General features: G+C 65.0%; 22 protein-coding genes and 1 pseudogene. 17 read left to right on the top strand and 6 right to left on the bottom strand.

The window, feature by feature from the left end; translation table 11 throughout:
• Positions 1-15: 15 nt before the first annotated feature.
• The 5 genes from MJ956_RS05720 to MJ956_RS05700 all read left to right on the top strand — a co-directional run bounded on the left by MJ956_RS05720 (position 16) and on the right by MJ956_RS05700 (position 4,028).
• Positions 16-345 carry an XdhC family protein gene (locus tag MJ956_RS05720; protein ID WP_253963514.1) on the top strand — a complete coding sequence of 110 codons (330 nt, stop codon included), beginning with the start codon at positions 16-18 and terminating at the stop codon, positions 343-345.
• Positions 345-1,061, top strand: coding sequence for an XdhC family protein (locus MJ956_RS05715; protein WP_253963513.1), 717 nt, complete (start codon positions 345-347; stop codon positions 1,059-1,061). The genes MJ956_RS05720 and MJ956_RS05715 overlap by 1 nt, the downstream gene beginning before the upstream one ends.
• Positions 1,058-2,713: an NTP transferase domain-containing protein gene (locus tag MJ956_RS05710; RefSeq protein WP_253963512.1), complete on the top strand. Its 1,656-nt coding sequence runs from the start codon at positions 1,058-1,060 to the stop codon at positions 2,711-2,713. Before MJ956_RS05715 ends, MJ956_RS05710 begins: the two co-directional genes overlap by 4 nt.
• Before the next feature lie 61 nt (positions 2,714-2,774).
• Positions 2,775-3,554, top strand: coding sequence for an SDR family oxidoreductase (locus tag MJ956_RS05705; RefSeq protein ID WP_253963511.1), 780 nt, complete (start codon positions 2,775-2,777; stop codon positions 3,552-3,554).
• Between the two features lie 192 nt (positions 3,555-3,746).
• Positions 3,747-4,028, top strand: a complete 282-nt coding sequence (locus tag MJ956_RS05700; protein WP_253963510.1) for an usg protein — start codon at positions 3,747-3,749, stop codon at positions 4,026-4,028.
• A gap of 12 nt (positions 4,029-4,040) precedes the next feature.
• On the opposite strand, the gene radC is transcribed toward MJ956_RS05700, so the two are convergent.
• The 4 genes from radC to phaC all read right to left on the bottom strand — a co-directional run bounded on the left by radC (position 4,041) and on the right by phaC (position 8,290).
• On the bottom strand, positions 4,041-4,745 hold the full coding sequence (radC, locus tag MJ956_RS05695; RefSeq protein WP_253963584.1) for a RadC family protein: 705 nt from the start codon (positions 4,743-4,745) through the stop codon (positions 4,041-4,043).
• A gap of 76 nt (positions 4,746-4,821) precedes the next feature.
• Entirely contained in the window at positions 4,822-5,673 is an 852-nt protein-coding gene (map, locus tag MJ956_RS05690; RefSeq protein WP_253963509.1) for a type I methionyl aminopeptidase, read from the bottom strand.
• Positions 5,670-6,392, bottom strand: a complete 723-nt coding sequence (gene sfsA, locus MJ956_RS05685) for a DNA/RNA nuclease SfsA (protein ID WP_253963508.1) — start codon at positions 6,390-6,392, stop codon at positions 5,670-5,672. Before sfsA ends, map begins: the two co-directional genes overlap by 4 nt.
• A gap of 62 nt (positions 6,393-6,454) precedes the next feature.
• The gene (phaC, locus tag MJ956_RS05680; RefSeq protein ID WP_253963507.1) at positions 6,455-8,290 is read right to left on the bottom strand and encodes a class I poly(R)-hydroxyalkanoic acid synthase; all 1,836 of its coding nucleotides are present in this window, start codon (positions 8,288-8,290) and stop codon (positions 6,455-6,457) included.
• Positions 8,291-8,480: 190 nt separating this feature from the next.
• Between phaC and MJ956_RS05675 the strand changes: the two genes are divergently transcribed.
• The 6 genes from MJ956_RS05675 to MJ956_RS05650 all read left to right on the top strand — a co-directional run bounded on the left by MJ956_RS05675 (position 8,481) and on the right by MJ956_RS05650 (position 15,903).
• Positions 8,481-8,912 (top strand): hypothetical protein, encoded by a 432-nt coding sequence (locus MJ956_RS05675; RefSeq protein ID WP_253963506.1) that lies wholly within the window; start codon positions 8,481-8,483, stop codon positions 8,910-8,912.
• 58 nt (positions 8,913-8,970) lie between these two features.
• The gene (locus MJ956_RS05670) at positions 8,971-10,188 is read left to right on the top strand and encodes an LL-diaminopimelate aminotransferase (RefSeq protein WP_253963505.1); all 1,218 of its coding nucleotides are present in this window, start codon (positions 8,971-8,973) and stop codon (positions 10,186-10,188) included.
• Between the two features lie 40 nt (positions 10,189-10,228).
• Complete coding sequence (locus tag MJ956_RS05665) at positions 10,229-11,533, top strand: homoserine dehydrogenase (RefSeq protein WP_253963504.1); 1,305 nt, start codon at positions 10,229-10,231, stop codon at positions 11,531-11,533.
• 137 nt (positions 11,534-11,670) lie between these two features.
• A complete protein-coding gene (glpX, locus tag MJ956_RS05660) occupies positions 11,671-12,660 on the top strand; it encodes a class II fructose-bisphosphatase (protein WP_253963503.1) in 990 nt (329 codons plus the stop codon).
• A 55-nt stretch (positions 12,661-12,715) separates the two neighbouring features.
• A complete protein-coding gene (gene recJ, locus MJ956_RS05655) occupies positions 12,716-14,506 on the top strand; it encodes a single-stranded-DNA-specific exonuclease RecJ (RefSeq protein ID WP_253963502.1) in 1,791 nt (596 codons plus the stop codon).
• A gap of 371 nt (positions 14,507-14,877) precedes the next feature.
• Positions 14,878-15,903, top strand: a complete 1,026-nt coding sequence (locus tag MJ956_RS05650; RefSeq protein ID WP_253963501.1) for a fatty acid desaturase — start codon at positions 14,878-14,880, stop codon at positions 15,901-15,903.
• 70 nt (positions 15,904-15,973) lie between these two features.
• Here the strand turns inward: MJ956_RS05650 and MJ956_RS05645 are convergent, their stop codons facing one another.
• Positions 15,974-16,648: a DUF1810 domain-containing protein gene (locus tag MJ956_RS05645; protein WP_341482697.1), complete on the bottom strand. Its 675-nt coding sequence runs from the start codon at positions 16,646-16,648 to the stop codon at positions 15,974-15,976.
• Here MJ956_RS05645 and MJ956_RS05640 point away from each other — a divergent pair.
• The 3 genes from MJ956_RS05640 (at position 16,635) to MJ956_RS05630 (ending at position 20,808) form a co-directional block, all read left to right on the top strand.
• On the top strand, positions 16,635-18,605 hold the full coding sequence (locus MJ956_RS05640; RefSeq protein ID WP_253963500.1) for an elongation factor G: 1,971 nt from the start codon (positions 16,635-16,637) through the stop codon (positions 18,603-18,605). The two genes, MJ956_RS05645 and MJ956_RS05640, sit on opposite strands and share 14 nt — an antisense overlap.
• A 269-nt stretch (positions 18,606-18,874) precedes the next feature.
• The gene (mgtE, locus tag MJ956_RS05635; protein WP_253963499.1) at positions 18,875-20,287 is read left to right on the top strand and encodes a magnesium transporter; all 1,413 of its coding nucleotides are present in this window, start codon (positions 18,875-18,877) and stop codon (positions 20,285-20,287) included.
• A 119-nt stretch (positions 20,288-20,406) separates the two neighbouring features.
• On the top strand, positions 20,407-20,808 hold the full coding sequence (locus MJ956_RS05630) for a MerR family transcriptional regulator (RefSeq protein WP_253963498.1): 402 nt from the start codon (positions 20,407-20,409) through the stop codon (positions 20,806-20,808).
• Between the two features lie 21 nt (positions 20,809-20,829).
• Here the strand turns inward: MJ956_RS05630 and MJ956_RS05625 are convergent, their stop codons facing one another.
• Entirely contained in the window at positions 20,830-21,792 is a 963-nt protein-coding gene (locus tag MJ956_RS05625) for a heparan-alpha-glucosaminide N-acetyltransferase (RefSeq protein ID WP_423724807.1), read from the bottom strand.
• An 88-nt stretch (positions 21,793-21,880) separates the two neighbouring features.
• On the opposite strand from MJ956_RS05625, the gene MJ956_RS05620 reads away from it, so the two are divergent.
• The 3 genes and pseudogenes from MJ956_RS05620 to MJ956_RS05610 all read left to right on the top strand — a co-directional run.
• Entirely contained in the window at positions 21,881-22,711 is an 831-nt protein-coding gene (locus MJ956_RS05620; RefSeq protein ID WP_253963496.1) for an aldo/keto reductase, read from the top strand.
• A complete protein-coding gene (locus tag MJ956_RS05615) occupies positions 22,711-24,042 on the top strand; it encodes a mechanosensitive ion channel family protein (RefSeq protein WP_253963495.1) in 1,332 nt (443 codons plus the stop codon). Before MJ956_RS05620 ends, MJ956_RS05615 begins: the two co-directional genes overlap by 1 nt.
• A gap of 265 nt (positions 24,043-24,307) precedes the next feature.
• A pseudogene (locus tag MJ956_RS05610) lies at positions 24,308-24,551 on the top strand (YdcF family protein); the annotation flags it as partial.

The raw sequence follows: 24,551 nt of genomic DNA, 5'->3' as shown, positions 1-24,551 counted from the left end.
GCGGGAGGCTTGAAAATGTCCGACACAATCCATGAGTTCGATGTCTTGAAGACCGCCGAGACTTGGGCCGGCGAGGGGCGCAGTCTCGCCCTCGCCACCGTCGTGGAAACCTGGGGCTCGGCGCCCCGGCCGACGGGCAGCCAGTTGGTCATCGACGCTGACGGCAATTTCGAGGGCTCGGTCTCCGGCGGCTGCGTCGAAGGGGCTGTGGTTACCGAGGCGGTCGACGTGATCGAGGCCGGCGAGCCGCGCATGCTCGAATTCGGGGTTGCCGACGAGACCGCCTGGCGGGTGGGCCTGTCCTGCGGCGGGCGCATTCGCGTCTATGTCGAACGGGTGAATTGATGGACCGCGCGCTTCTGGCCGACCTGAACGTCGAGCGCGCCGCGCGTCGGGCGGCGGTCGTGGTCACCGATCTGGCGAGCGGCACCCAGCGGCTCGTGCGCGAGGCCGAGGCCGGGGGCGATCCGCTGGCCGAGCCGATCGGGCGGGTAATCCGCTCCGGTAAGTCCGGGATCATCGAGACCGATCACGGCGAGGTCTTCCTCAACGCCCATCTGCCGCCGGCCCGTCTCGTGGTCGTCGGCGCCGTCCATATCAGCCAGGCGCTCGGCCCGATGGCGAAACTGGCCGGATACGATATCGAGATCATCGATCCGCGAACGGCGTTCGCCACAAAGGAGCGTTTTCCGGACGTCGAACTCTTGGCCGAATGGCCGGAGGCGGCGTTGAAGCCCCGGCCACTCGATGCCTACACCGCACTCTGCGTCATCACCCACGATCCGAAGATCGACGACTATCCGCTCGTTGAAGGGCTGAAAGCCGGCTGTTTCTACATCGGCGCGCTGGGCAGCCGGAAGACCCATGCGCGGCGGATCGAGCGACTGACCGAAGCCGGGATTTCCGCCCAGGCGATGGACCGCATCGAAGCGCCGATCGGCGCCGATATCGGCGCCGCGACGCCCGGCGAGATCGCCGTCGCGATTCTCGCGTCGGTCATCGAGGCGTTCCGCAAGCGCAAGATGTTCGCCGAGCGCCGGGGCGAGACCGAGGCCGCATGATCTTCGGCGACATACCGATCGGGGAGGCGGAGGGTACGATCCTGGCGCACTCCCAAAAGCTCGGCAAGCGCCGGCTGAAGAAGGGGACGCGGCTCTCGCCGGCGGACATCGCCGCGCTTCGCGAGACCGGTATCGAGCTTGTCACTGCCGCGCGTCTCGAACCGGGCGACCTGACCGAGGATCAGGCGGCGGCGGCGATCGGTGCCGCGCTCGGCCGGGCGGGAATTCGAGCGGGCGAGGCCGGAACCGGCCGCGTCAATCTCTTTGCGGAAACGGCGGGGTTGTTCCTGCCGGACCGCGCCGCCATCGACGCGCTCAACGCCATCGACCCCGGCGTGACCCTCGCGACGCTCGGCGAATACGCCCCCGTCGAGGCTGGGCGGATGGTGGCGACGGTGAAGATCATCCCGCTTGCCGTTTCCGGCGCGGCGGTAGAGGTGGCCGTGCGGCTCTGTTCGCGCAATGCCGTGCTTCGGCTCGCGCCGTTTTCGCCGAAGCGCGTCGTGCTGATCCAGACGGAACTTCCTGGCGTCAAGCCGAGCGTTCTCGACAAGACCCGAGCCGTCACCGAAACGCGGCTGTCGGCCTCCCGCTCGACCATCGTCAGCGAGATCCGCTGCGCCCATGAGGTGGGCGCCCTGACCGATGCCCTGCGCCGCCGCGAGGCGGCGGATCTGACGCTGATTTTCGGTGCCTCGGCGGTGATCGACGGTGGCGACGTTATCCCGGCTGCAATCGCCACGGCGGGCGGCCGGATTGACCATCTCGGCATGCCGGTGGACCCCGGCAATCTCTTGCTACTCGGCACTTTGGACGGACGGCCGGCGCTCGGGGCGCCCGGCTGCGCGCGCAGCCCCAAGGAAAACGGCTTCGACTGGGTGCTCGATCGATTGCTCGCCGATCTTCCGGTCTCCGGCGACGACATCCGGAAGATGGGCGTCGGCGGACTCTTGATGGAGATCGCCTCGCGGCCGCAGCCGCGTGAGGCGGAAGGCGCGCCGGAGGAGCCGGTTGTCGATATCGTCATTCTCGCCGCCGGCCGGTCGAGCCGCATGGGCGGGCCGAACAAGCTGCTGTCCACCTTCGCGGGCGTCCCGCTGATCCGGCGCTCGACCGAGACCGCGCTGGCGGCGAAGCGAGCCGGGCATGTGCGGGTGGTCGTCGGGCATATGCGGGAAGAGATTGTTGGCGCACTGGGTGGCCTCGCCATCGAAATCGTCGAGAATCCTGCCTTCGCCGACGGGCTCTCGACGTCGCTCAAGGCCGGGTTCGCGGCCTCGTCCGGAGCCGACGGCATCCTTGTCATGCTGGCCGACCAGCCGTTCCTGACGCCGGCGGATCTCGATCGGCTCATCGCTGCCTTCGTACCGTCCGGCGCCGGGTCGATCGCGGCGGCCTTCGATCGCGGCCGGCGGCGCAATCCGGTCGTGGTCTCGACGGTCTATCGTCCCGAAATCATGGCGCTTTCGGGCGATGTCGGGGCGCAGGGCATAATCGCCGACCATCCCGACGCCGTGGTTGAGGTCGAGATCGGCGCCGCCGCGAGCGTCGACGTCGATACCCAGGATGCGGTGCGCGCGGCCGGCGGCACGATTGCGCGCGAACACCGTAATATGTCGCGGCGAAGTGACTCATCAAAGCCGGCTAAGTAATTGGCCGGGAATCGGGATCGTTCAAGCCGTCCAGCGGCTGTGGCGCAAGAGGGAAGACGACATGGATCTGGGGCTGACGGGAAAATTCGCGATCGTCTGCGCATCGAGCCGGGGACTGGGGCGCGGCTGCGCCACCGAGCTGGCGCGGGCCGGTTGCACGGTGGTGCTCAACGGTCGCGACGAGGAGGTCTTGCGCGCGACGGCTGAAGCGATCGCAGGAGAGACCGGCGCCGAGATCATTCCCGTCGTCGCCGACGTGGCGACGGCGGAAGGCCAGGCCCGGCTCGTCGGCGCAGTGCCGCAGGTGGATATTCTGGTCAACAACAATGGCGGCCCACCGCTTCGCGATTTTCGCGCGCTCGGCCGCGACGACCTCATGGCTGGCGTCACCGGCAACATGATCGCGCCTATCGAGATGGTGCAGCGTGTCATCGACGGCATGGTCGAACGCCGCTTCGGGCGGATCGTCAACATCACCTCCAGCTCGGTCAAAGGGCCGATCGCGGGCCTCGACCTGTCCAGCGGCGCCCGCGCCGGACTGACCGGTTTTCTCGCCGGTGTCGCCCGTACCGTCGCCGGACGGAACGTCACGATCAATTGCCTGTTGCCCGGCGCCTTCGATACCGACCGCCTGCGCTCCAATTTCGAGGCCGCCCAGAAACGCGAAAGCCGCAGTCTCGACGAGATCCGCGCCGACCGGGCCGCCGGCATTCCGGCCGGGCGCTTCGGCGAGCCGGACGAGTTCGGCAAAGCCTGCGCGTTCCTGTGCTCGGCGCGTTCGGGCTACATCACCGGCCAGAGCCTCCTGATCGACGGCGGCGCATTTCCCGGCGTGTTCTGAGGCGCGTACCCTCTGATTGGCGTCGGCGCCCCGCGGCCGAGGTGAACAATCCCGGGAAAGTGACGAGTCCTGTGACGCGGAAGGCACTGTACGCGCTTGAACTTCGGCGCCCGGTAACAGATCATTAACAATTAGGTCGCAGCATTTCTTCTGCCGGCCGATGTCCGGCCGGCGCAGCGAAAAGGTGCGCCGATGACGATCAAGACCGCCGATCCGCAATTCGAGCGGATGCTTCAGGGCTATGGACTGACCACGGCTGAGGTGTTGTACCGGATGCCGGACCATCCGAGCTTCCTGCAGAGCTTTGCCTGGCAGTTCGAGGATCTGGCCCCTGAGTATCCCCGGCTGCGGCGTTTTCTCGACCACTGGGAACGCGAGATCGAGGCGGCGATCCACTCGGTGCGGATCATGCATGCGGGCCTGATCCAGCCGCGCGAATTGCGGCTGGTGAAGGACGGTGGATATCTGCATTGAGGGGCTAGCCCTTCAGATCAGCCGCAGGCCCTTGAGGCTGGCATGGCCGGCCTTGCCGATGATGATGTGGTCGTGCACGGAGATGCCCAAGGGCTTTGCCGTCTCGACGATCGTGCGGGTCATGTCGATGTCGGCCCGTGACGGTGTTGGGTCGCCGGACGGATGGTTGTGAACGAGGATGATCGCCGTCGCCGACAATTCGAGCGCCCGCTTGACCACCTCGCGCGGATAGACCGGCGTGTGATCGACGGTGCCCGTGCCTTGCACTTCGTCGGCGATCAGGGCGTTCTTCCGGTCGAGGAACAGGATGCGGAATTGTTCCCGCGTCTCGTACGCCATCGCCGCCTTGCAATAGTCGAGAACCGCGGCCCAGGAGGACAGCACCTCACGGCTCTTTACCGCCGAGCGCATCGCTCGCTGGTTGACCGCCGCGACGATGGCGATATCGAGCGCCACGGCGTCCTTGACCCCTGGCACCTCCATCAGCCGACGCGGCGGCGCGTTCAGGACCTCCGCCAGCGAACCGAACCGGGCGATCAGCGCCTTGGCGATCGGCTTGACGTCGCGGCGGGGGATAGTGCGAAAGAGGATCAGTTCGAGCAGTTCGTAATCGGCCAGGGCCGTGGGACCGGCGTCGCTGAAGCGTTCGCGCAGGCGATCGCGGTGACCGTCATGGTGCTTGGGCGCGGGCCTTGTGTGTCTGTCGTCCGCCGGCATTCGCGGTGAAGGAGTCTCGCCGAGGCCGGGAAAATCCGGTTCGTCGTCGGAGCCGGAGGGCGTCATGACCGGACGGCTACTCCGCCGCGCCGGCCAGCGGCTCGACCGTCAGCCCCGGTGTGTCCAGTCCGGCGGGCGACAGGGTGAAGACCTCGCAGCCGGTCTCGGTCACGCCGACCGTGTGTTCGTACTGGGCCGAAAGCGAGCGGTCGCGGGTGACCGCGGTCCAGCCGTCGGAGAGGATCTTTACATGCGGCCGGCCGATATTGATCATCGGCTCGATGGTGAAGACCATGCCGGGGCGCATTTCCGATCCTTCGCCCCGCCGACCGTAGTGCAGGATATTCGGCGCGTCGTGAAACAGCTTGCCGACGCCATGACCGCAGAAATCGCGCACGACCGAACAGCGCTCGGATTCGGCATAGGCCTGGATTGCCTCGCCGATGTCGCCGGTATGGCCGCCGGGGCGCACGGCCTCGATACCGAGCAGCAGCGAACGATAGGTGATATCGCACAACCGCTCGGCGGCGCGCTTGATGCGGCCGACCGGGTACATGCGCGAGGAATCGCCATGGTATCCGTTGAGGATGAAGGTCACGTCGATATTGACGATGTCGCCTTCCTTCAGCGGCTTGTCGTTGGGAATGCCGTGGCAGACCACGTGGTTTATCGAGGTGCAGACGCTCTTGCCGTAGCCGCGATAGTTCAGCGTCGCGGGAAAGGCGTTGTTGGCCAGCGCGAAGTCCACGACGTAGCGGTTGATCGTCTCGGTGGTCACGCCCGGCTCGACGATGGCGGCGAGGCCGTCCAGGCAGCGCGCGGTGAGCTGGCAGGCGCGCCGCATTCCCTCGAACGCCGGGGCGTCATACAGGCGGATCGCGCCGGTATTGCGGGTCGGGTTCGGTTCGGCTTCGAGATAAGTGGTCATGGTCGGGGCGCGGTATCGACGATCGGAAGGGCGGACACGGGACGGATGGCTGTTATGCTGATGTCGCATCGAACGGCATGGGCTTCAACCCCTCGCGCGCGGGCCACGGCGAATGCGGCGGCGTAGCCCGGATCAAGATCGGCGGCGAAGGCTACGCGGTCGCAGTCCGCCCGTTGCACCACGTAAAGCATGATCGCCCGCTCGCCGGCCGCGACGCGGTCGCCAAGTTCGACGAGATGCTTGGCGCCGCGCGTCGTCACGCAATCGGGAAATTCGGCGAGGCCCGGTTCGCGCATCAGATGGACATTCTTGACCTCGACATAGACCGGCTGTCCCTCACAATCGGTGTAAAGGAGGTCGACGCGGGAATTGCGGCCGTATCTGACTTCGCGCCGCGCCGCTCCGAATGCCGCCAGCGGCGGGACGAGACCCGACGCGATGGCCTCCTCGGCGAGACGATTCGGCAGGGCGGTGTTGATGCCGACGAGGGTTCCGTCAGCCTCGACGACCTCAAGCGTCATGGGAAGCTTGCGGGCGGGATTGGCCGAGCGCGACAGCCAGACCCGCGATCCCTCCGCCTTGAGCCCCAGCATCGCACCGGGGTTCGGGCAGTGGACGGTAACCGGATCGCTCTCGCCATCGATCTGGACGTCGGCGAGAAAGCGCTTGTAGCGACGCAAAAGCCGGGCGGCCACGAGCGGGGAGGGGAAGGCAACCATGCGCCCGCCGATAGCGGCGAGTGGCTGATCGCGTCAATGCGAGACTACCCAGCGCGCGGCTTTTATGCTTTCGACTTCACATAGCTGCCAGGCGCGTCCTCGATCGGTTTCAGCTTGCGGCCGCCGGGCTTGCGCGCCTTGACCCGATTGCCGGCCCTCTCGGCGATCCACTCCTGCCAGTGCGGCCACCACGAACCGGAGGTTTCCGTCGCCGCGAGCAGCCAGTCTTCGTAGGTGTCGGTCTCCTTCGGTGTCGGTCCGGTCCAGTACTGATATTTCTTCTTCGACGGCGGGTTGACGACGCCCGCGATATGACCGGAGCCGGACAGAACGTAGGTAACGTCTGAACCAAAGACGCGGCTGCCGACAAAGATGCTGCGGGCTGGCGCGATGTGATCCTCCTTGGTCGCCAGATTGTAGATCGGAATGTCCACGGTCGACAGGTCGAGCCGTTTGCCGTCGATCTCCATCGTGCCGCGCGACAGCCGATTTTCCAGGTAGCAGTTGCGCAGATAGAATAGGTGATTCGCTTTCGGCATCCGGGTGGAATCGGCGTTCCAGTAGAGCAGGTCGAAGGCCATCGGCTCCTTGCCGCGCAGATAGTTGTTGACGAAATACGGCCAGATCAGATCGCCGGACCGCAGCAGATTGAAGGCCGTTGCCATCTGCGAGCCCTCGAGATAGCCCTTCTTGTCCATCGTGCGCTCCAGCGTCTGCAGCTGGGTCTCGTCGACAAACACCTTCAGGTCCCCGGCATGGGTGAAGTCTACCTGGGTGGTCAGGAAGGTCGCGCTGGCGATGCGGTCGTCACCGCTGGCTTTCAGATAGGCCAGCGTCGCCGCCAAGAGCGTGCCGCCCACGCAATAGCCGATCGTGTTGACCTCGCCGACGCCGGTGGCGGCTTCGGCCGTGTCGAGCCCGAAGACGATGCCCTCGTGGATATAGTCCCGCCAGCCCTTCTCCGCCTGCTTGTCGTTCGGATTGACCCAGGAGACGACGAAGACGGTATGGCCTTGTTCGACCAGCCATTTGATGAAGGATTTTTCCGGATTGAGATCGAGGATGTAGAACTTGTTGATCCAAGGGGGCACGATGAGAAGCGGCCGTTTGAACACCGTCTCGGTCTGCGGCGCATATTGAATGATCTGACAGATGTCGTTCTGCGCCACGACCTTGCCCGGCGTCAGCGCCATGTCGCGGCCGACCTCGAAGGTGGAATAGTCCGACTGCCGCAGCCGCAGATTGCCGCCGCCGGCGACCATATCCTCGGCGAACATCTTCATGCCGCGCACCAGATTCTCGCCATTCGAGGCGATGGTCTCCCGGTACAATTCCGGATTGGTGCCGATGAAATTGGTCGGAGATAGCGCGTTCGACACTTGCTTCATGTAGAAAGCGGCCTTGTGGCGCGTGTGCGGGTCCAGACCTTCGGTCTTCTCGACCAGATCCTCGGCCCACTGCGCGGTCAGCAGATAGGCCTGCTTGACGAAGTCGAAGAAAAGATTGCTGTTCCATTCCGTGTCGGCAAAGCGCTTGTCGCCGGCTGGCGGCTCGACCGGGCTCAACGCCGTCTCGCCGGACATGCGGCGGATCGAATTGCTCCAGACGTTCATGTAGCCGGTGAACAGTCTGCTTTGAGCCTCCACCGCCCGCGCGGGGTCAGCCAGCCAGTAGTCGGAGATTTTCGACAGCGTCTGGGTCATCTCGCCCATGGAGACGGGGCCGGGGTCGAATTCTCCCCTCTCACGCGGCTCCACCCAGGCCGCGGCGGCCTTGCCCAATTGCTCCAGCACCCGCGCCATGTTGAGGGCGAAGGCCTGCGGATCCTTCACGACATACTCCTCGCCGGAGCCGGCCTTGTCGATGCCGCCGAGTTCGTTCGCTCGCTTGCTTGTCATCGTACGCTCCTCCCTATCAATGCGACCGGTGGGGTCCAGTCTGAGCCGCCTTGCGATGCGTCTCACCGGCACATTGTGGCTGCGACTTTGTTCATCGACAATCAATTGCCGTCGTTTTGTAATTGCTGTTTCTGTACGTTATGACACATCGTGCCGTTTCAAGAAGGCCTGACACCAACCTGCGATGATGATGCTCTCAGTTCTTCGGCCGCTTGCGGTCATTGCGATGCTTTTGCCGGCCACCGCATGCCAGTCGATCTTCCCCGACGAGGAGGATCCATCGCTGGCCGCCTTGCGCTCCGCGGCGGCGGCGCCGGTCGCATCCTCGCAGCAGGTCGACAAGGACGGCTTTCCGCTGCTCGGCGCCTATCCTGACAGGGCGGCACCGCAACTGACCGACGCGGAGGTTCGGGCGCAGCAAGCGCGTCTTAATGCGCAAGCCAGCCAGCGCGCGTCCGCCACGATCTCGAGCAGTTATCCCGCCGAAATCGCCCGGCTGGAAGGCGTTCGACGTAAGCAGGCGGCGGACGTCGATGCGGCGCTCGCCGCCGAACCAACGCCGACCGCTCGGACGACACTGAGCCCAGAAGAAGTGCTGCGGCAGATCGAGGCGGGGCAGTAGCTCCGCGCCGTTCGCCTCTCCTTTCCCGCAAACAGCGCCACGCCGCGGAACCACGACGATGGAAGAATTTCACAAAGTTCGCCGACTGCCGCCCTACGTGTTCGAGGAGGTCAATCGGCTCAAGGCGGCGGCGCGTGCCAACGGCGCCGACATCGTCGATCTCGGCATGGGCAATCCTGACCTCGCGACGCCGAAATTCATCGTTGACAAGCTGTGCGAGGCCATTCGCGATCCGCGCACCCACCGCTATTCGGCATCCAAGGGAATCGGTGGCCTGCGCAAGGCGCAGGCGAACTATTACGCCCGCCGTTTCGGCGTGAAGCTCGATCCGAATACCCAAGTGGTTGCGACATTGGGATCCAAGGAGGGCTTCGCCAACATGGCGCAGGCCATTACCGCGCCGGGTGATGTCGTGTTGTGCCCGAACCCGACCTATCCGATCCATGCCTTCGGCTTCATCATGTCGGGCGGAACAATTCGGGCGATTCCGGCCAAGCCGGATGCCGACTTCATGGTCGCCATCGACCGCGCGGTCCGTCATTCGATCCCGAAACCGATCGCGATCATCCTGAATTATCCGGCCAATCCCACCGCCTTCCAGGCCGATCTCGACTTCTACCGCGAGGTCGTCGCCTTCGCCCGCAAGCACGAGATCATCGTCCTGTCCGATCTCGCCTATGCCGAGATCTATTTCGATGGCCCGCCGCCGCCGTCCATTCTCCAGGTGGAGGGGGCGATCGACGTCGCGGTCGAATTCACCTCGATGTCGAAGACCTTTTCGATGCCGGGATGGCGGATGGGCTTTGCCGTGGGCAACGAGCGTTTGCTGGCCGCGCTGGCCCGGGTCAAATCCTATCTCGACTACGGCGCCTTTACTCCGATCCAGGTGGCCGCGACGGCGGCATTGAACGCAGGCGAGGAAGCCACCCGGGAGGTGCGCGAGATCTATCACCGGCGCCGCGATGTGCTCGTCGAATCGTTTACCAGGGCCGGCTGGCCGGTTCCCGCGCCGTCTTCGACGATGTTTGCCTGGGCGCCTTTGCCGGACGCCTATCGCCATCTTGGCTCGCTCGAATTCTCCAAGCTCTTGATCGAGAAGGCCGATGTTGCGGTGGCGCCAGGCATCGGCTTCGGCGAACACGGCGACGAGCATGTGCGCATCGCATTGGTGGAAAACGAGCACCGCATCCGGCAGGCGGCGCGCAACATACGCCGTTTCCTTGCCAGCGACGACGAAGCCGGGCAGAAGGTCGTTTCCCTCGGCGCCAAGTCCTGACGGCTGGCGCCGGAATGACGCGAACAGTCACAAGGTGCTCATGAAAAGCCCATTGCGGCTCGGCCTTGCCGGGCTAGGAACGGTCGGTGCGAGCCTCGCGCGGCTCATCGAGACCAAGTCGGAGACCTTGACCAATCGAGTCGGTCGGCCGATCGAACTGGCCGGCGTCTCGGCACGCGATCGATCCAGGGATCGCGGTTTCGATACATCGCAACTCGCCTGGTTCGATGATCCTGTCGCGCTGGCGAGAGACGGCGACATCGACGTTTTCGTCGAGTTGATCGGCGGCGAGACGGGCCCCGCCCTGGACGCGGTGAAGGCGGCGCTCGGGCGAGGCTTGCCGGTGGTCACCGCCAACAAGGCCTTGCTCGCCCATCACGGTGTGGCGCTCGCCACGCTGGCGGCGCGAAGCGAGACCGAGATCCTGTTCGAGGCGGCCGTCGCGGGCGGCATCCCGATCATCAAGACGATGCGCGAGGCGCTGTCGGGCAACGATGTCACACGCGTCTACGGAATCCTCAATGGCACCTGCAACTACATGCTGACCCGCATGGAAGACGAGGGCATCGCGTTCGACGATTGCCTGAAGGATGCCCAGCGGCTCGGCTACGCCGAGGCCGACCCGACCTTCGACATTGGCGGATTCGATGCCGCCCACAAGCTGGCGATCCTCACCTCGCTGGCCTTCGGTTGCGAGATCGATCTCGACAGCGTCTTCATCGAAGGCATCTCGTCGGTCACGAATGAGGATATCGAAGCGGCGGCGGAACTGGGTTACCGCATCAAGCTTCTGGCGGTGGCGCAACTGACCGAGACGGGGATCGAGCAGCGGGTTCATCCAACCATGATCCCGGCGCATTCGGCGCTTGCGCAGGTGGACGGCGTGACCAACGCCGTCGCCGTCGACAGCGACCTCCTGGGGTCGATCCTGCTTGCAGGCCCCGGGGCCGGCGGCGATGCCACAGCCTCGGCGGTGCTTTCCGATATCATGGATGTCGCCGGTGGCGTTTTGCCACCGACACTCGGCCTGCCGCCGGCAAAGCTGGTTCCCTACAGGCGCGCGCGAATGCGGGCCCATGAGGGCGGTTATTACATCCGACTGTCGGTCTATGACCGGGTCGGCGCCTTCGCCTCGATCGCCCGTCGCATGGCCGAGAACGAAATCTCGCTGGAATCGATCGTCCAGCGGCGGCGCGAGCACGCCGCCGACGCAACGACGGCGCCGGTCATCCTGGTCACTCACGAGACCACCGAAGCAGCGGTGCGCAAGGCGCTGGAACTCGTCTCCAAGGACGGGCATCTCAAGAACGAGCCGAAGATGATCCGCATCGAGGCTCTGGACTGACGAGGGCGGCGGATCGCCGCGAAGGCGGGCCCCGCGCCAAGCAGAGCGACATTGCGTTTTCATCGTCGCCGCGCATATCAGGCTTGTAATCCGACGCGGGATCGAATCGGGTGGGGTTGGCCATGAAGGGAGCGGACATGACCGACGGCAGCAGCGGCGGCGAAACGCTGGATCGGGTTCTCACTCTCGAAATCGCCCGTGTGACCGAGATGGCGGCCGTCGCCGCGGCGAATCTGCGCGGACGCGGAGACGAGAAGGCCGCCGATCAGGCCGCGGTCGACGCCATGCGCAGCGAACTCAATACGCTCGCCATTGATGGTCGCATCGTCATCGGTGAAGGCGAACGCGACGAGGCACCGATGCTCTTCATCGGCGAGGAGGTAGGCACCAAGAATGGGCCGGAGGTCGATATCGCGCTCGACCCGCTCGAAGGCACGACGGTATGCGCCAAGAATCTGCCGAACTCGCTCGCGGTGATCGCGATGGCGGTTCGCGGCAGCCTCTTGAACGCGCCAGACGTCTACATGGAAAAGATCGCCATCGGTCCGGGTTACGAAGACGGCATCGTTGATCTGTCGCGTTCCCCGGAGGAAAATCTGCGCGCGCTGGCGAAGGCCAAGGGCGTGGCGGTTTCCGAAATCACAGCCTGCATCCTCGATCGACCGCGGCATGCGGCGCTGATCGAAGCGGTGCGCGGGGTGGGGGCGGCGATCCGGTTGATCGGCGACGGCGACGTGGCCGGCGTGATCCATACGACGGATCCGGAGGAAACCGGCATCGACATCTATATGGGCATCGGCGGCGCGCCGGAGGGCGTGCTGGCGGCGGCGGCCCTTCGTTGCACCGGCGGCCAGATGCAGGGGCGGCTGCAGCTCAACACGAACGAGAAACGCGCGCGGGCCGAGAAGATGGGCATCGCCGATCCGTACCGGGTCTACAGCGCCGAGGAAATGGCCGCCGGCGACGTCATCTTCGCGGCGACCGGGGTCACCGACGGCAACCTTCTCCACGGTGTTCGCTTCTACCGCGACCGGATCACGACGCACTCATTGGTGATGCGCTCGCGCTCGCGCACCGTTCGCGAGGGGCGGGCACAACATTACGGTCGAGCAAAGTTCGGCCTTTGAGCAAAGGCTTCGGGGCGGGTTGCACGTTCGGACCCGCTTCGCCAGAACAAGCTCCATGGCCACACCCGCCCGCACCTTCCTTGCCGTTGACCGCTCGATCGGTGGTCGCCGTTGGCTGAACGCCCTCGATGAGCGTGCCGAGGCTTCAGCCCTGAAGATGGCCCAGACGCTGGGACTGCCCGATATCGTCTGCCGCGTCCTTGCGGCGCGCGGCGTTGCCGAGGCGGAGGCCATCGCCTTTCTCGATCCGCGTATCCGCGACCTCATGCCTGATCCGTCGACCCTGACCGACATGGAGGCCGCCGCATCGCGTCTCGCAGATGCCGTGGAGGGACAGGAAACGGTCGCGATCTTCGGCGATTACGACGTCGACGGCGCCGCCTCGTCGGCGCTCTTGTGGCGCTATCTGAGCCATTTCGGTATCGACGCGGCGATCCGCATTCCCGACCGGATAACCGAGGGCTACGGCCCGAATCCGACCGCGATGCGGGAACTGGCGGCAGCCGGTGCGACGCTGATCGTCACCGTCGACTGCGGGACCGGCAGCTTCGAGGCAATAACCGCCGCCAGGCAGGCCGGCGTCGACGTGGTCGTCCTCGACCACCATCAGACCGGCCCCGAGCTTCCCGACGCCGTGCTGGTCAATCCCAATCGTCAGGACGATCTGTCGGGGCTCGGACATCTTGCCGCCGCGGGCGTGGTATTCATGACGCTGGTGGCGGTTTCGCGGGAATTGCGCCGCCGCGGGCACTCGCAGGCGAGTCTGCCGGACATTTTCGGCCTGCTCGACCTCGTGGCGCTCGCCACCGTCTGCGACGTGGTGCCGCTGGCCGGCCTCAACCGCGCGTTCGTCGTGCAGGGATTGCGGGTTATGCACGGCCAGCGCAATCACGGTCTCGCCGCGTTGGCGCGGGTCGCCCGCCTGTCGGGGCCGATCGAATGCCACCATCTCGGCTTTCTTCTGGGCCCCCGGATCAATGCCGGGGGGCGGATCGGTGATGCCTCGCTCGGTAGCCGCCTGCTTTGCCTCGACGATGCCAGGGAGGCGGAAGATGTCGCTGCCCATCTGAGCGTGTTGAACGAAGAGCGGCAGGCAATGGAGCACGTCATGCTCGAACAGGCCGACGCCGAGGTCATGGCGGAAATTGGTAGCGGGGAGGGGCCGTCGATCCTGGTCGCTGGATCGCGGGAATGGCACCCGGGAATCGTTGGGTTGCTCGCCGCGCGACTGAAGGAGCGCCATCGCCGACCGGCTTTCGCCATCGCCTTTGACGGTTCGGGACGGGGAACCGGATCGGGCCGCTCGATCGGCGGCTTCGATCTCGGCCGGTTGGTGCGCGAGGCGGTTTCGGCTGGGCTGATCGAGAAAGGCGGCGGGCATGCGATGGCCGCCGGTATCACCGTCCACAAGGACCGGCTCGGCGATTTTCGCGCGTTTCTCGAGGCCGGCGCGGCGGCAGCGGTGGGGGCCTTGCGAGAGGGGGAATCCATGAAGATCGACGGGGCCGTCAGCGCCGCGGGGCTGACCCCTGCTCTCCACGCCACCATCGAACGGGCCGGGCCCTATGGATCGGGACACGCCGCGCCGATCTTCGCGCTCGCCCGGCACCGGATCGCGTCGTCCTCGATCGTCGGCAAGGGCCATGTCCGAGCGACGCTGCGGGGCGCGGATGGAGCCAGCGTTCAGGCCATCGCCTTCAAGGCTGCCGAAACCGATGTCGGGCAGCGGTTGCTGGCGACGCGGGATCGCCCGATCCATGCGGCCGGCACCCTGTCGCTCGATCGATTCCGGGGCCGCGAGGATGTGCGCTTTCGCCTGATCGACGTCGCCGAGGCGTTCGATTGATTGGCGGCCATGCCGGGGCCGAGGCACCGGACGGCGGAGCCCCCCGCGGCGCTCGTCGATAGCCACGACCTGTCTCGACAGGATCAACAATGGCGATCATTTCGAGCAAATTATCGCGAGCGCCAGCAGTTGCGCGAGCGCTGAAAGCGACGGGAAGGACTGGCCACCAAGGGCGGCAGCGGCTCGGCGCGAACCCACACCGTTGAATGCGTCGCGGGGCCGGCGCGCCGAAAACGACTGCAATGAGAGTTTTTCAATGCTACAGCATAGATAAGCCATGAATCATGAGCGAGAATTCGCGCCATCATTAAAAGCACCATCTCCGGTACGCCGTCGTCTGGGCGCGCCGGGAACCGGGAACCTAGCAGTCGATGAAAACCGATAATCCCGCGTCCACGACGGGTGCTCGCGCGCCCGTCTGGCCGAAAGTCCTGTCCAACTACCGCAGTCCGCGAAGAACCCGCAGCGCGATCGAGCTTGCGATCACGCTGATACCGTTTGCCGCGCTGTGGGCGCTGGCGTGGGCCGCCGTGTCCTATGGGATCTGGTGGGGACTGATCTTGATCATTCCGGCGGCTGGTTTTCTGCTCCGGCTGTTCATCATCCAGCATGACTGCGGCCACGGCTCGTTTTTCGCGAACCGCCATTTCGACAATTGGACCGGTCGGGCGCTGGGCGTCCTGACCCTGACGCCTTACGACTACTGGCGGCGCATGCACGCCAAGCACCACGCGTCGACCGGTAATCTCGACGAGCGCGGCGTCGGCGACATCATGACGCTGACGGTTACCGAATATAAGGCCCTGTCGCGTTGGGGCCGGCTGCGTTATCGGCTTTACCGCCACCCGATCGTGATGTTCGGCGTCGGCCCGATCTGGCTGTTCCTGTTCGAGCAACGCCTGCCAGTCGGGATGATGCGCGCTGGCGCAGAGCCTTGGATCTCGACGATGGCGACCAATCTGAGCGTCGTGTTATTGGCGACGGGCTTGATCTGGCTGGGCGGCGTCGGGCCGTTCTTCTTCGTCCATCTGCCGATCGTGATCCTGGCGGCCTCGATCGGCGTCTGGCTGTTCTACGTGCAGCATCAATTCGAGGAGACGCACTGGTCGCAGGGTTCCGACTGGGAGTTCCAGGAGGCTGCCCTGCACGGATCGTCGCATTATGATTTGCCGGGCGTGCTGCGGTGGTTCACCGGCAACATCGGCATCCACCATGTGCATCATCTCGCCAGCCGCGTACCCTATTACCGGCTTCCGGAGATCCTGAGAGATCATCCGGAACTGGGGAATATCGGCCGGATCACTTTGAGGGACAGCCTTCGCAGCGTGCCGCTCGTTCTTTGGGACGAAAATAGCGGCAGGCTGGTCTCCTTTCGCAAGGCAAAGACCTTGGCATGATGCCGGTGGCGCGGGACAGCGGAAATTCGTTCGCGGTACGCCCGAAGCCGAGGACGGTTTCCATCCCGCCCTATGGTTCCGCGGCTGCATCAAGGCGCGTCAGCGTCATGGCATCCATCCGGCCGTCGCATCGGCGTTCGATCGCCTGAGCGAATGGGTTTTCCTCCGGCGCCGCCGCCTTTGCGAACAAGGTCATGGACGAGCAGAACTTCATGTCGTCCGGTGAACCGAAGATATCGCGGATAGATCTGTCCCGCACCGCCAGCACCTTTTGCGTACAAAGGACCAGCCGCGGTCCGAGGAGCGGATGGGCCAGATAGGCCCGCGCCTCGTCGAGTGTGCTGATGCCAAAGAATTCGGCCATCGACGAACGCCCCAGGCCGCGCAGCTGCGGAAAGACGAACCACATCCAGTGGCCGCGCTTTTGTCCAGCCCCCAGCTCATCCACGACCGCATCGAAGACCGGCGCCTGAGCCTTTACGAAGCGCTCGAGATTGAAGGTGTCGGCGTTTTCCATGGCATGACTCCCTGGCTCGGCGCGGAGATCCCACCGGTTCAGCGGTCGTAATCTCTCATCGACGCGAGGTCTGGGAAAGAAGTTCCTGGGCGGGTGTTTTTGTCGATGAGATCGACGGCGGCTCCGTTTTGCGACATTCTGCCAGCAACTCGCCGCGATTGCCCCAATGCGCGGGGCAGCCGATGCCGCGAGTGCGAAGCGTAAGGAGCCGATCATGCGGTGCTTCACGGTTCTTGGCCCGGCAGGTGCAGGAAAAACCACGCTGGTCAATCGACTCGCGGGATCGAAAGCCTCGGGCGAGCGTCTCGAAGCCCGTGATGGTCTCGGCATCGTCAGCTTCGAGTTCATGGACGAGCCATGGTGCGCGATCGACTGTCGGGGTGACATCGAGGCTCTGCCGCAGGTGCGCCCGGCCTTGCTCGCCAGCGATGCGGCCGTGATCGTCGTACCGCCCGATCCCGAGGTCGCAGTGCTTGCGGCGCCGTTCTTCCAAGTGGTCGAGGCATCGGGCACGCCCAGTGTCGTCTTCGTCAACCGGATCGATGAAGCCCGCGCCCGCCTGCGTGACGTCGTTGCCGGGCTGCAGGACTATTGCAGCCATCCGATCGTGCTTCGCCAGATCCCGATCCGCGAGGGCGAGCACGTCGTCGGTGCGGTCGATCTGGTTTCCGAACGCGCTTGGCAGTACCGGGAGGGGGGACCGTCCGCTCTGGTCGAGGGTCCCGAGAGCGCGGCGCCGCGGGAGCACGAGGCACGAGCGGAACTGCTGGAACATCTTTCCGAGTTCGACGATTGGCTGCTTGAGGAGATCGTCGAGGAACGGGAGCCGGCGTCCGCCGCGCTCTACGCCATTTGCCGCCGTGCTCTCGCCGAGAACAGGGCGATCCCGGCGCTGATCGGCTCCGCCCTGCACGGCGCCGGCGTCGTCCGGTTGATGAAGATGTTGCGTCATGAGGCACCGGCGGTCGATGCGCTCCGCCAGCGACTGGCCGGCGGATCGGAGGCGGGCGAGGCAGCCCCGATGGCGGTCACGTTTCACGCCCAGTACCGAAAGCATCTCGGCAAGGAGAAGCTTATCCGGGCGATTGCCGACGGCGTCAGCGCCGGTGCCTCGCTCGCCGGGGGAAATCTGGGGGCGCTCATGGAGGTGGGCACGGGCAAACCGGCGCCGTCGCCGCTGCCGGCAGGCGGTATCGCCTTGGCGCTCAAGTCGGATCATCTCGCCGCTACACGGCTGCTCTTTGCCGACCGGAGCGGCGAACCGCCCGCCTGGGCCCGTTCGACCGAGCCGATGTTCGTCCGCAGCTTGGCACCGCAGAACGATCGCGATCAGGCGAAGCTTTCCCTGGCGCTTTCCCGGATCGCGGAAGACGACCCGGGCTTAACGGTCAGCCAAGAGGGGGCGACGGGCGCGCTTGTCGTGCATCTCCAAGGGCCGATGCACCTTCGTCGTGTGCTCAACATGCTGGCGCAGGAGTTCGGCGTGACGGCGTCGGACCACGCGCCCGACGGCGTCTGGCGCGAAACGATCAGCCGGCCGGCCACCATCCACCATCGTCATCGCAAACAGACCGGGGGGGCAGGGCAGTTTGCCGACGTCAAATTGACGGTGCGGCCAAATCGGCGGGGCGGCGGCTTCAGCTTCGAGGAGACAGTGAAGGGCGGCGCCGTGCCGCGAAACTATATCCCGGCGGTCGAAGCCGGAGCGCGGGACGCTCTCGTGTCGGGCCCGCTCGGCTTTCCCGTGGTCGACATCGAAGTGACGCTGACCGATGGTCAATACCACGCTGTCGACAGCTCGGATTTCGCCTTTCGCGCGGCGGGCCGGGCGGCGGTCGCGGAGGCCCTGGCGGAGGGGGCGCCAATGCTGCTGCAGCCGATCCATGAGGTCGCGATCCACGCGCCCGCCCCGTATACCGGTGCGCTCGTCGCGATGATCTCGTCGCTGAAGGGCCGCGTGTTGGGCTTCGAACCGAATCCGAATGCGCGCGGCTGGGACCTGCTCCGTGCGCGTCTTCCCGCTGGCGCCCTCGAAGAACTGGGGCAGGCGCTGCGCTCGGCGACCCAGGGCATGGGATGGTTCGAAAGCACGTTCGACCACTATGAGGAAGTTTACGGTCGCGACGCCGACCGCATCATCGCGATGCACGGCGGCGCGAGGGGCGACAGGCAAGCCGCCCGGTAGCCGCGATCACGGTTGCTTAGCGAATCGAAGCCGCCCCGCCGATCCGAGGGATCGTCGATGACGGCACTGCTACACGACCGCGTGGGCGGACCCGTCGAACGCGTGACCTGCATGGGTCGAGGGTTTACCCCCGTTTTCCCTGCCAGATGAAGATATGGCCGAGCGCTGAAATACCACCGCTTCCGAAGGGGTCGGATATGATCTAAAGGCTCAGGTGACGGTCCCGCTTTTCGGCGGATGCGAGTTTTTCCGCTGCAGAGGGAGTGTGCATGGCTGATACGCGGCTCGACGAAGATGTATCCGAAGTGGAGGTCAAGTCGGAATTATACGACGAGGACGGCTTCGTTGCCCGCGAGTTTCGCGAGCGCGTCGAGACAGCGATCGCGGCGGGCGATTCCGAGATGCTGCGGGAGGAAATCAGCCCGCTTCACGAATCCGAGCTCGGCGATCTTCTCGAAGCGCTGGACAACGACAACCGCCAGGCGCTCGTCCGACTCATGGGCGACGCGTTCGACTATACGGCGCTCACCGAGGTCGACGAGGCGATCCGCCTGTCGATCGTCGACGCGATGCCGAACGAGCAGATCGCGGCGGCGGTCCGCGAGCTCGAATCCGACGACGCCGTCTACATTCTGGAGGACCTCGACGAGGAAGACCGCAAGGAGATCCTCGAGCGCCTGCCGTTTCGCGAACGTATCCGGCTGCGGCGCTCGCTCGAATATCCGGAGGAGTCGGCCGGTCGGCGCATGCAGACCGAGTTCGTTGCGGTGCCGCCCTTCTGGACCGTCGGCCAGACCATCGACTACATGCGCGAGGAGGACGACCTTCCCGAATCCTTCGCGCAGATCTTCGTCATCGATCCGAGCTTCAAGCTGCAGGGCGCCGTCGACCTCGACCGCATCCTGCGCGCCAAGCGGCCGGAGAAGATCGAAGACATCATGCACGAGACGCGCCACGCGATCCCGGCCGAGATGGACCAGGAGGAGGCGGCGCAGGTCATCGAGCAGTACGATCTTCCCTCCGCCGCCGTCGTGGACTCGAACGAACGGCTGGTTGGTGTTCTGGCCATCGACGATGTCATCGATATCATGCAGCAGGAGGCCGACGAGGACATCAAGCGCCTCGGCGGCGTCGGCGACGAGGAGATCTCCGATACGGTGCTGACCGCCGCGCGGTCACGCTTTTCCTGGCTTCTGATCAACGCCGCGACGGCGATCCTCGCCTCTCTCGTCATCGGGCTCTTCGACGCGACGATCGAGCAGATGGTGGCACTTGCCATATTGATGCCGATCGTCGCTTCGATGGGCGGCAACGCCGGTACCCAGACCATGACCGTCACCGTCCGGGCCTTGGCCGCGCGCGACATCGACTTCCACAATGCCGGGCGGATCATTCGACGCGAGACTCTGGTCGGACTGCTCAACGGTTTGAGCTTCGCGGTGATCATCGGCGCAGTGGCGGCCGTTTGGTTCGACAGTGGTGGGCTCGGTTCCGTTATCGCGATCGCCATGGTGATCAACATGCTGGCCGCCGCGCTCGCCGGAATCCTGATTCCGCTGGTGCTCGACCGGCTCGGCGCCGACCCGGCCATCGCCTCCGGCACGTTCGTGACGACGGTCACCGACGTCGTTGGCTTCTTCGCGTTTCTCGGGCTTGCCGCCTGGTGGTTCGGTATCGGGTGAGGGCGTCTCCAACGCGGCAACCAGGCAGCGGCTACGCTATTCGTTGAGAGTTGCAATTGACTTTGACGTAAATCTGTATTCAAGCAATGCGGGTCATACGAGGCGGAAAAGCGATCGCGATGCGCGAATATTACACCATCACGGAACTCACGCGGGAGTTCGACATCTCGACCCGCACCATTCGGTTCTATGAGGATGAAGGCCTGATCTCGCCCATCCGTCGTGGCCGTACGCGGCTGTTCCGACACTCAGACCGGCAATTGCTCAAGAACATCCTGCGCGGCAAGCGGCTCGGTTTTTCGATCGCCGACATCCGCGAAATCATGAACATGTACAAGAGCCCGCCCGGCGAGGCCGCGCAATTGCAGGCGATCATTCGGCGTGTCGGCGACAAGCGACGTGAGCTTGAACAGAAGCGCCGCGACATCGACGAATTGCTGCGCGAGCTCGACGCCGCCGAGGAGGCTTGCCTGACCCGCATGGCCGAGCTCAGCGTGGGGCAGGGCGCCCGCGCGGGTTGAGCCGGGTTTAACCGCCCTCCGCTACTTGGCTTGCTCGAAGGAGCACTGGTTGGTGATTTCCCGGATGCGGGTCATCTGCGTCTCGTCCGGGCCGCCCCCCATCAGCGCGTCGAAAAGACCCTCCGCCCGCAACTCCCGTTCCGCGCAGCCGCAATAGCGCTCGCAGAATGCCCCGTCGCGTTCGGCCAGACAGGCCCGCTGGCAATCAGCGCGGAACACGGCTTGCTTGTCCGCCGGTGCTGCCAAGGAGAAGACGAAGACGACGCCGAACAGGATCGGCTGGTGCAGCAGATAGAAGAGCAGCGCATGGCGGCCGAGGACGCCCAACGGCCACATCGGGCGGAGCGCCGGGTTCCAGCCGCGCAGCCGGTCGAAGACGCCGTGGACGAGGGCGAAGCGCGCTGACGCGATGCCCGCCAGAACCGCCCCGAAGAACGGGAAGATCGGGATGAAGTCGTTGGAAAACGGGGGGGTCTCGAAGAAGCCGATCCAGGCGAGCCATTTCGGGTCGAAGACCGGGTGCGAGATCAGCAAGGGCAGGGCGAGGGTCACCGCCGCGGCGAACGCGGTCACGAGCCAGGGCAGGCGGATAAACAGCAGCCCGAGCACGCTGGCGACCGCGATCAGTTGCAGGATACCGAAGAAGACGAAGCTGTTCGGGGTGACGAAAAGCGTAACGATCGTGATCGCGGCCGCGCCGGCGGCCACCTGGGCAAGGCGAACCAGGAACGGGCGCCAGCGGATCGCTCGGCCATGGGCGAGCACCAGGCTGACACCGACGAGGAACAGGAAGCTTGAGGCGATGGTGCGCGCGAAGATTCGCCAGCCACCCGAACCGGTCAGCCCGCGCTCGACATAATTGAAGAACTCCAGATCCCAGGCGAAGTGATAGATTGCCATGGCGAAGAGCGCGACGGCGCGCGCGATGTCGATGACTTCGATGCGACCGCGGCTGGTCGGATTGACGGACTGAGACACGCAGATTCCTCGTCGCTGGACACCCTTGCGAGCCGCCTATCTTGATGGGGAGGCCGCTAGACACGTTCGGCCATCTACCTTGGGAAGGCGATTCATGAAGATCATCGAGGCGAACGGCGCGCGCATCCCCGCGATCGGATTCGGAACCTATACACTCGAGGGCGAGACTTGCGTCGATATGGTGGCGACGGCGATCGAGACCGGCTATCGCCATCTCGACACGGCCCGCATGTACGGCAACGAGAAGGAAGTGGGCGAGGGGATTCGCAAGAGCGGCATCGATCGTGAGGAATTGTTCGTCACCACGAAAGTCTGGTGGACCGACATCGGCGAAGCCGACCTGGTGCCGACCGCGCGAAAAGCCGTCGATGCTTTGAACATCGGCGCGGTCGACCTGTTGCTGATTCACTGGCCGAACCATGAAATCGCGCTGGAAGAATCGATCGACGCGTTGAACGCGACGATAAGCGAGGCGTTGACCAAGCATATCGGCGTGGCGAATTTTACCAGCGCGATGCTGGACGAGGCGACCGCGATGTCGGCAGCGCCACTTGTCTGCAATCAGGTCGAATACCACCCCTTTCTCAGCCAGGACGCCGTGCTGTCGGCCTGTCGGAGGCATGATCTGGCGATGATTGCCTATTCACCGCTCGGTCAGGGGGGCGACGTTCTGGGCAATTCGGTGATCCGCGACGCGGCCGAGCGGCATGGCAAGACGCCCGCTCAGATCGTCCTGCGCTGGGAGATCGAGCAGGACGGCGTCGGCGCGATTCCACGGACGTCAAATCCCGATCGGCTCCAGGAGAACATCGACATCTTCGATTTCGCGCTGACAGAAGCCGAGCATGAAGCGATCACGGCCCTGACTCATCGCCGGGAACGGCTCGTGGATCCGTCCTTCGCCCCGCACTGGGACCGCGCCTGATGGACGAACAGGCGCTGCGGCGGATCGGCGCGGACATCGCCGAATGGACTCGCGACCTCTTTGGCTTTTTCTACCAGCCGTCGTCGCTCCTCCAAATTGTCGTCGTCGTCGCCTGTCTGGCGCTTGCCTGGTTGCTGGACCGCCTGACCCGCGGACCGATCGAAGGCCAAGCGCGCAAGATCAAGGGCGCGCCAAGGTTTCTGCGTATCGTCGTCGCCATTCGCCGGCGTATGGGATTGGCGTACTTCGTCCTGCTTCTATGGGGCGTCAAACTCCTCGATGCGGCCGCTGGCGGTCCACGATCCCAGATCGTGGCCATCGTCTTCGATCTCGCGCTGGCCTATCTCGTCATCGCGGTCGCCTCGCGGATCGTCCGCAACCGTCTCCTGTCTCGTGTGATCACCTTCGTCGCCTGGGGACTGGCGGCGCTCTCCATTCTCGATCTCATCGGCCCGGTCGCCGACGTGCTCGATCAGACCGCGCTGACCGTCGGGCAATCGCGCATCTCGGCGCTGCTCGTCATCAAGACCGTCGTGGTCCTTGCCGTTACGCTCTGGCTGGCGTCGACCGCGGGAAACTTTCTGGATACCAGGGTTCAGCGCAGCGAGGAACTGACGCCCACATTAAGGGTGCTGATCGGAAAATTCCTCAAGATCGGCCTGATCCTGCTGGCGCTGGCGGTCGCGCTCGCCTCGGCCGGGGTCGATTTGACGGCGCTGACGGTTTTCTCCGGCGCGATCGGCGTCGGTCTCGGCTTCGGCTTGCAGAAGGTGGTTTCGAACTTCATCTCGGGCATCATCATCCTGACCGATCGATCGATCAAACCCGGCGACACGATCTCGCTAGGCGATACCTTCGGTTGGATCAGAGAATTGCGCGCGCGTTTCGTATCCGTCGTGACGCGGGACGGGCGCGAATATCTGATCCCCAACGAGGACTTCATTACCAACCAGGTGATCAACTGGTCGTTTTCCAACGATCTGGTCCGGATCGATGTCGAGTTCGGCGTTTCCTACGATTCCGATCCGCATGAGGTGATCCGCATTTCCAAGGAGGCGACCGCCGCGCTCGAACGGGTCGTCAATCACAAGGGCGTCGTCTGCTGGATGACCGCCTTCGGCGACTCCTCGCTCGATTTTGTCCTGCGATTCTGGATCCGCGATCCGCAGGCCGGACTCACCAACGTCAAAGGCGAAGTGCTCCTGGCGCTCTGGGACGCGTTCAAGGCAAACGGGATCGGCATTCCATTCCCTCACCGCGAGATCATCATGCGCACGCCGGTCACCGTCGAAAAAGCCGGCCATGCGGAAATCGGCACCGCGGAGCCGTGATCGCTCGACCGAGCGGCGGGGATACACGGTTCGTCTGCTTCTGATATGAGAGCGCCGCCCCAGCATCCGTTCGAGGAGGTCCACCCTGTTCTTCTATCTCGCCAAGCTCGGCTGGTTTCTCCTGCAGCCGCTGGTCGCCATCCTGCTCCTTGGAGCGCTCGGGCTGCTCGCCGGGTGGCTGCGCTATCGTCGAATCGCAGCGACGCTGTATTCGCTCGCTGCGGTTGCACTGGCGGTCAGTAGCTTGACGCCGGCGGGGCTGGCGATGACGGGGTTTCTGGAGAACCGATTTCCGCGGCCGGATCTGCCGGCCGAGGTCGCCGGTATCGTTGTCCTTGGCGGGGCATTCGACACCCGAGTGGCTCGCACCCGGGGCGTGCCGGAAGTCAACGAGGCCGCCGACAGGGTGACGGCGTCCCTTGCCCTCGCGCGGCGATATCCGGATGCGAGGGTGCTGTACAGCGGCGGCGTCGCCGCCGTGTTCGAAGAGGATATCCCGGAGACCGAGG

It is taken from the genome of Aurantimonas marianensis, assembly GCF_024195285.1.
Classification (GTDB): Bacteria; Pseudomonadota; Alphaproteobacteria; order Rhizobiales; family Rhizobiaceae; genus Aurantimonas; species Aurantimonas marianensis.
This window is presented reverse-complemented; position numbering and strand designations above follow the sequence as displayed.

What these genes read in the sequence shown, in the direction of transcription:
- MJ956_RS05720 (WP_253963514.1), top strand. Translation starts at nt 16, where the DNA reads ATGTCCGACACAATCCATGAGTTCGATGTCTTGAAGACCGCCGAGACT.
- MJ956_RS05710 (WP_253963512.1), top strand. Translation starts at nt 1,058, where the DNA reads ATGATCTTCGGCGACATACCGATCGGGGAGGCGGAGGGTACGATCCTG.
- MJ956_RS05705 (WP_253963511.1), top strand. Translation starts at nt 2,775, where the DNA reads ATGGATCTGGGGCTGACGGGAAAATTCGCGATCGTCTGCGCATCGAGC.
- sfsA (WP_253963508.1), bottom strand. Translation starts at nt 6,392, where the DNA reads ATGGTTGCCTTCCCCTCCCCGCTCGTGGCCGCCCGGCTTTTGCGTCGC.
- MJ956_RS05670 (WP_253963505.1), top strand. Translation starts at nt 8,971, where the DNA reads ATGGAAGAATTTCACAAAGTTCGCCGACTGCCGCCCTACGTGTTCGAG.
- glpX (WP_253963503.1), top strand. Translation starts at nt 11,671, where the DNA reads ATGACCGACGGCAGCAGCGGCGGCGAAACGCTGGATCGGGTTCTCACT.
- phaC (WP_253963507.1), bottom strand. Translation starts at nt 8,290, where the DNA reads ATGACAAGCAAGCGAGCGAACGAACTCGGCGGCATCGACAAGGCCGGC.
- MJ956_RS05630 (WP_253963498.1), top strand. Translation starts at nt 20,407, where the DNA reads ATGCGCGAATATTACACCATCACGGAACTCACGCGGGAGTTCGACATC.
- MJ956_RS05665 (WP_253963504.1), top strand. Translation starts at nt 10,229, where the DNA reads ATGAAAAGCCCATTGCGGCTCGGCCTTGCCGGGCTAGGAACGGTCGGT.
- MJ956_RS05650 (WP_253963501.1), top strand. Translation starts at nt 14,878, where the DNA reads ATGAAAACCGATAATCCCGCGTCCACGACGGGTGCTCGCGCGCCCGTC.
- mgtE (WP_253963499.1), top strand. Translation starts at nt 18,875, where the DNA reads ATGGCTGATACGCGGCTCGACGAAGATGTATCCGAAGTGGAGGTCAAG.
- MJ956_RS05620 (WP_253963496.1), top strand. Translation starts at nt 21,881, where the DNA reads ATGAAGATCATCGAGGCGAACGGCGCGCGCATCCCCGCGATCGGATTC.
- MJ956_RS05700 (WP_253963510.1), top strand. Translation starts at nt 3,747, where the DNA reads ATGACGATCAAGACCGCCGATCCGCAATTCGAGCGGATGCTTCAGGGC.
- MJ956_RS05675 (WP_253963506.1), top strand. Translation starts at nt 8,481, where the DNA reads ATGCTCTCAGTTCTTCGGCCGCTTGCGGTCATTGCGATGCTTTTGCCG.
- MJ956_RS05615 (WP_253963495.1), top strand. Translation starts at nt 22,711, where the DNA reads ATGGACGAACAGGCGCTGCGGCGGATCGGCGCGGACATCGCCGAATGG.
- MJ956_RS05715 (WP_253963513.1), top strand. Translation starts at nt 345, where the DNA reads ATGGACCGCGCGCTTCTGGCCGACCTGAACGTCGAGCGCGCCGCGCGT.
- radC (WP_253963584.1), bottom strand. Translation starts at nt 4,745, where the DNA reads ATGCCGGCGGACGACAGACACACAAGGCCCGCGCCCAAGCACCATGAC.
- map (WP_253963509.1), bottom strand. Translation starts at nt 5,673, where the DNA reads ATGACCACTTATCTCGAAGCCGAACCGAACCCGACCCGCAATACCGGC.
- MJ956_RS05640 (WP_253963500.1), top strand. Translation starts at nt 16,635, where the DNA reads ATGCGGTGCTTCACGGTTCTTGGCCCGGCAGGTGCAGGAAAAACCACG.
- recJ (WP_253963502.1), top strand. Translation starts at nt 12,716, where the DNA reads ATGGCCACACCCGCCCGCACCTTCCTTGCCGTTGACCGCTCGATCGGT.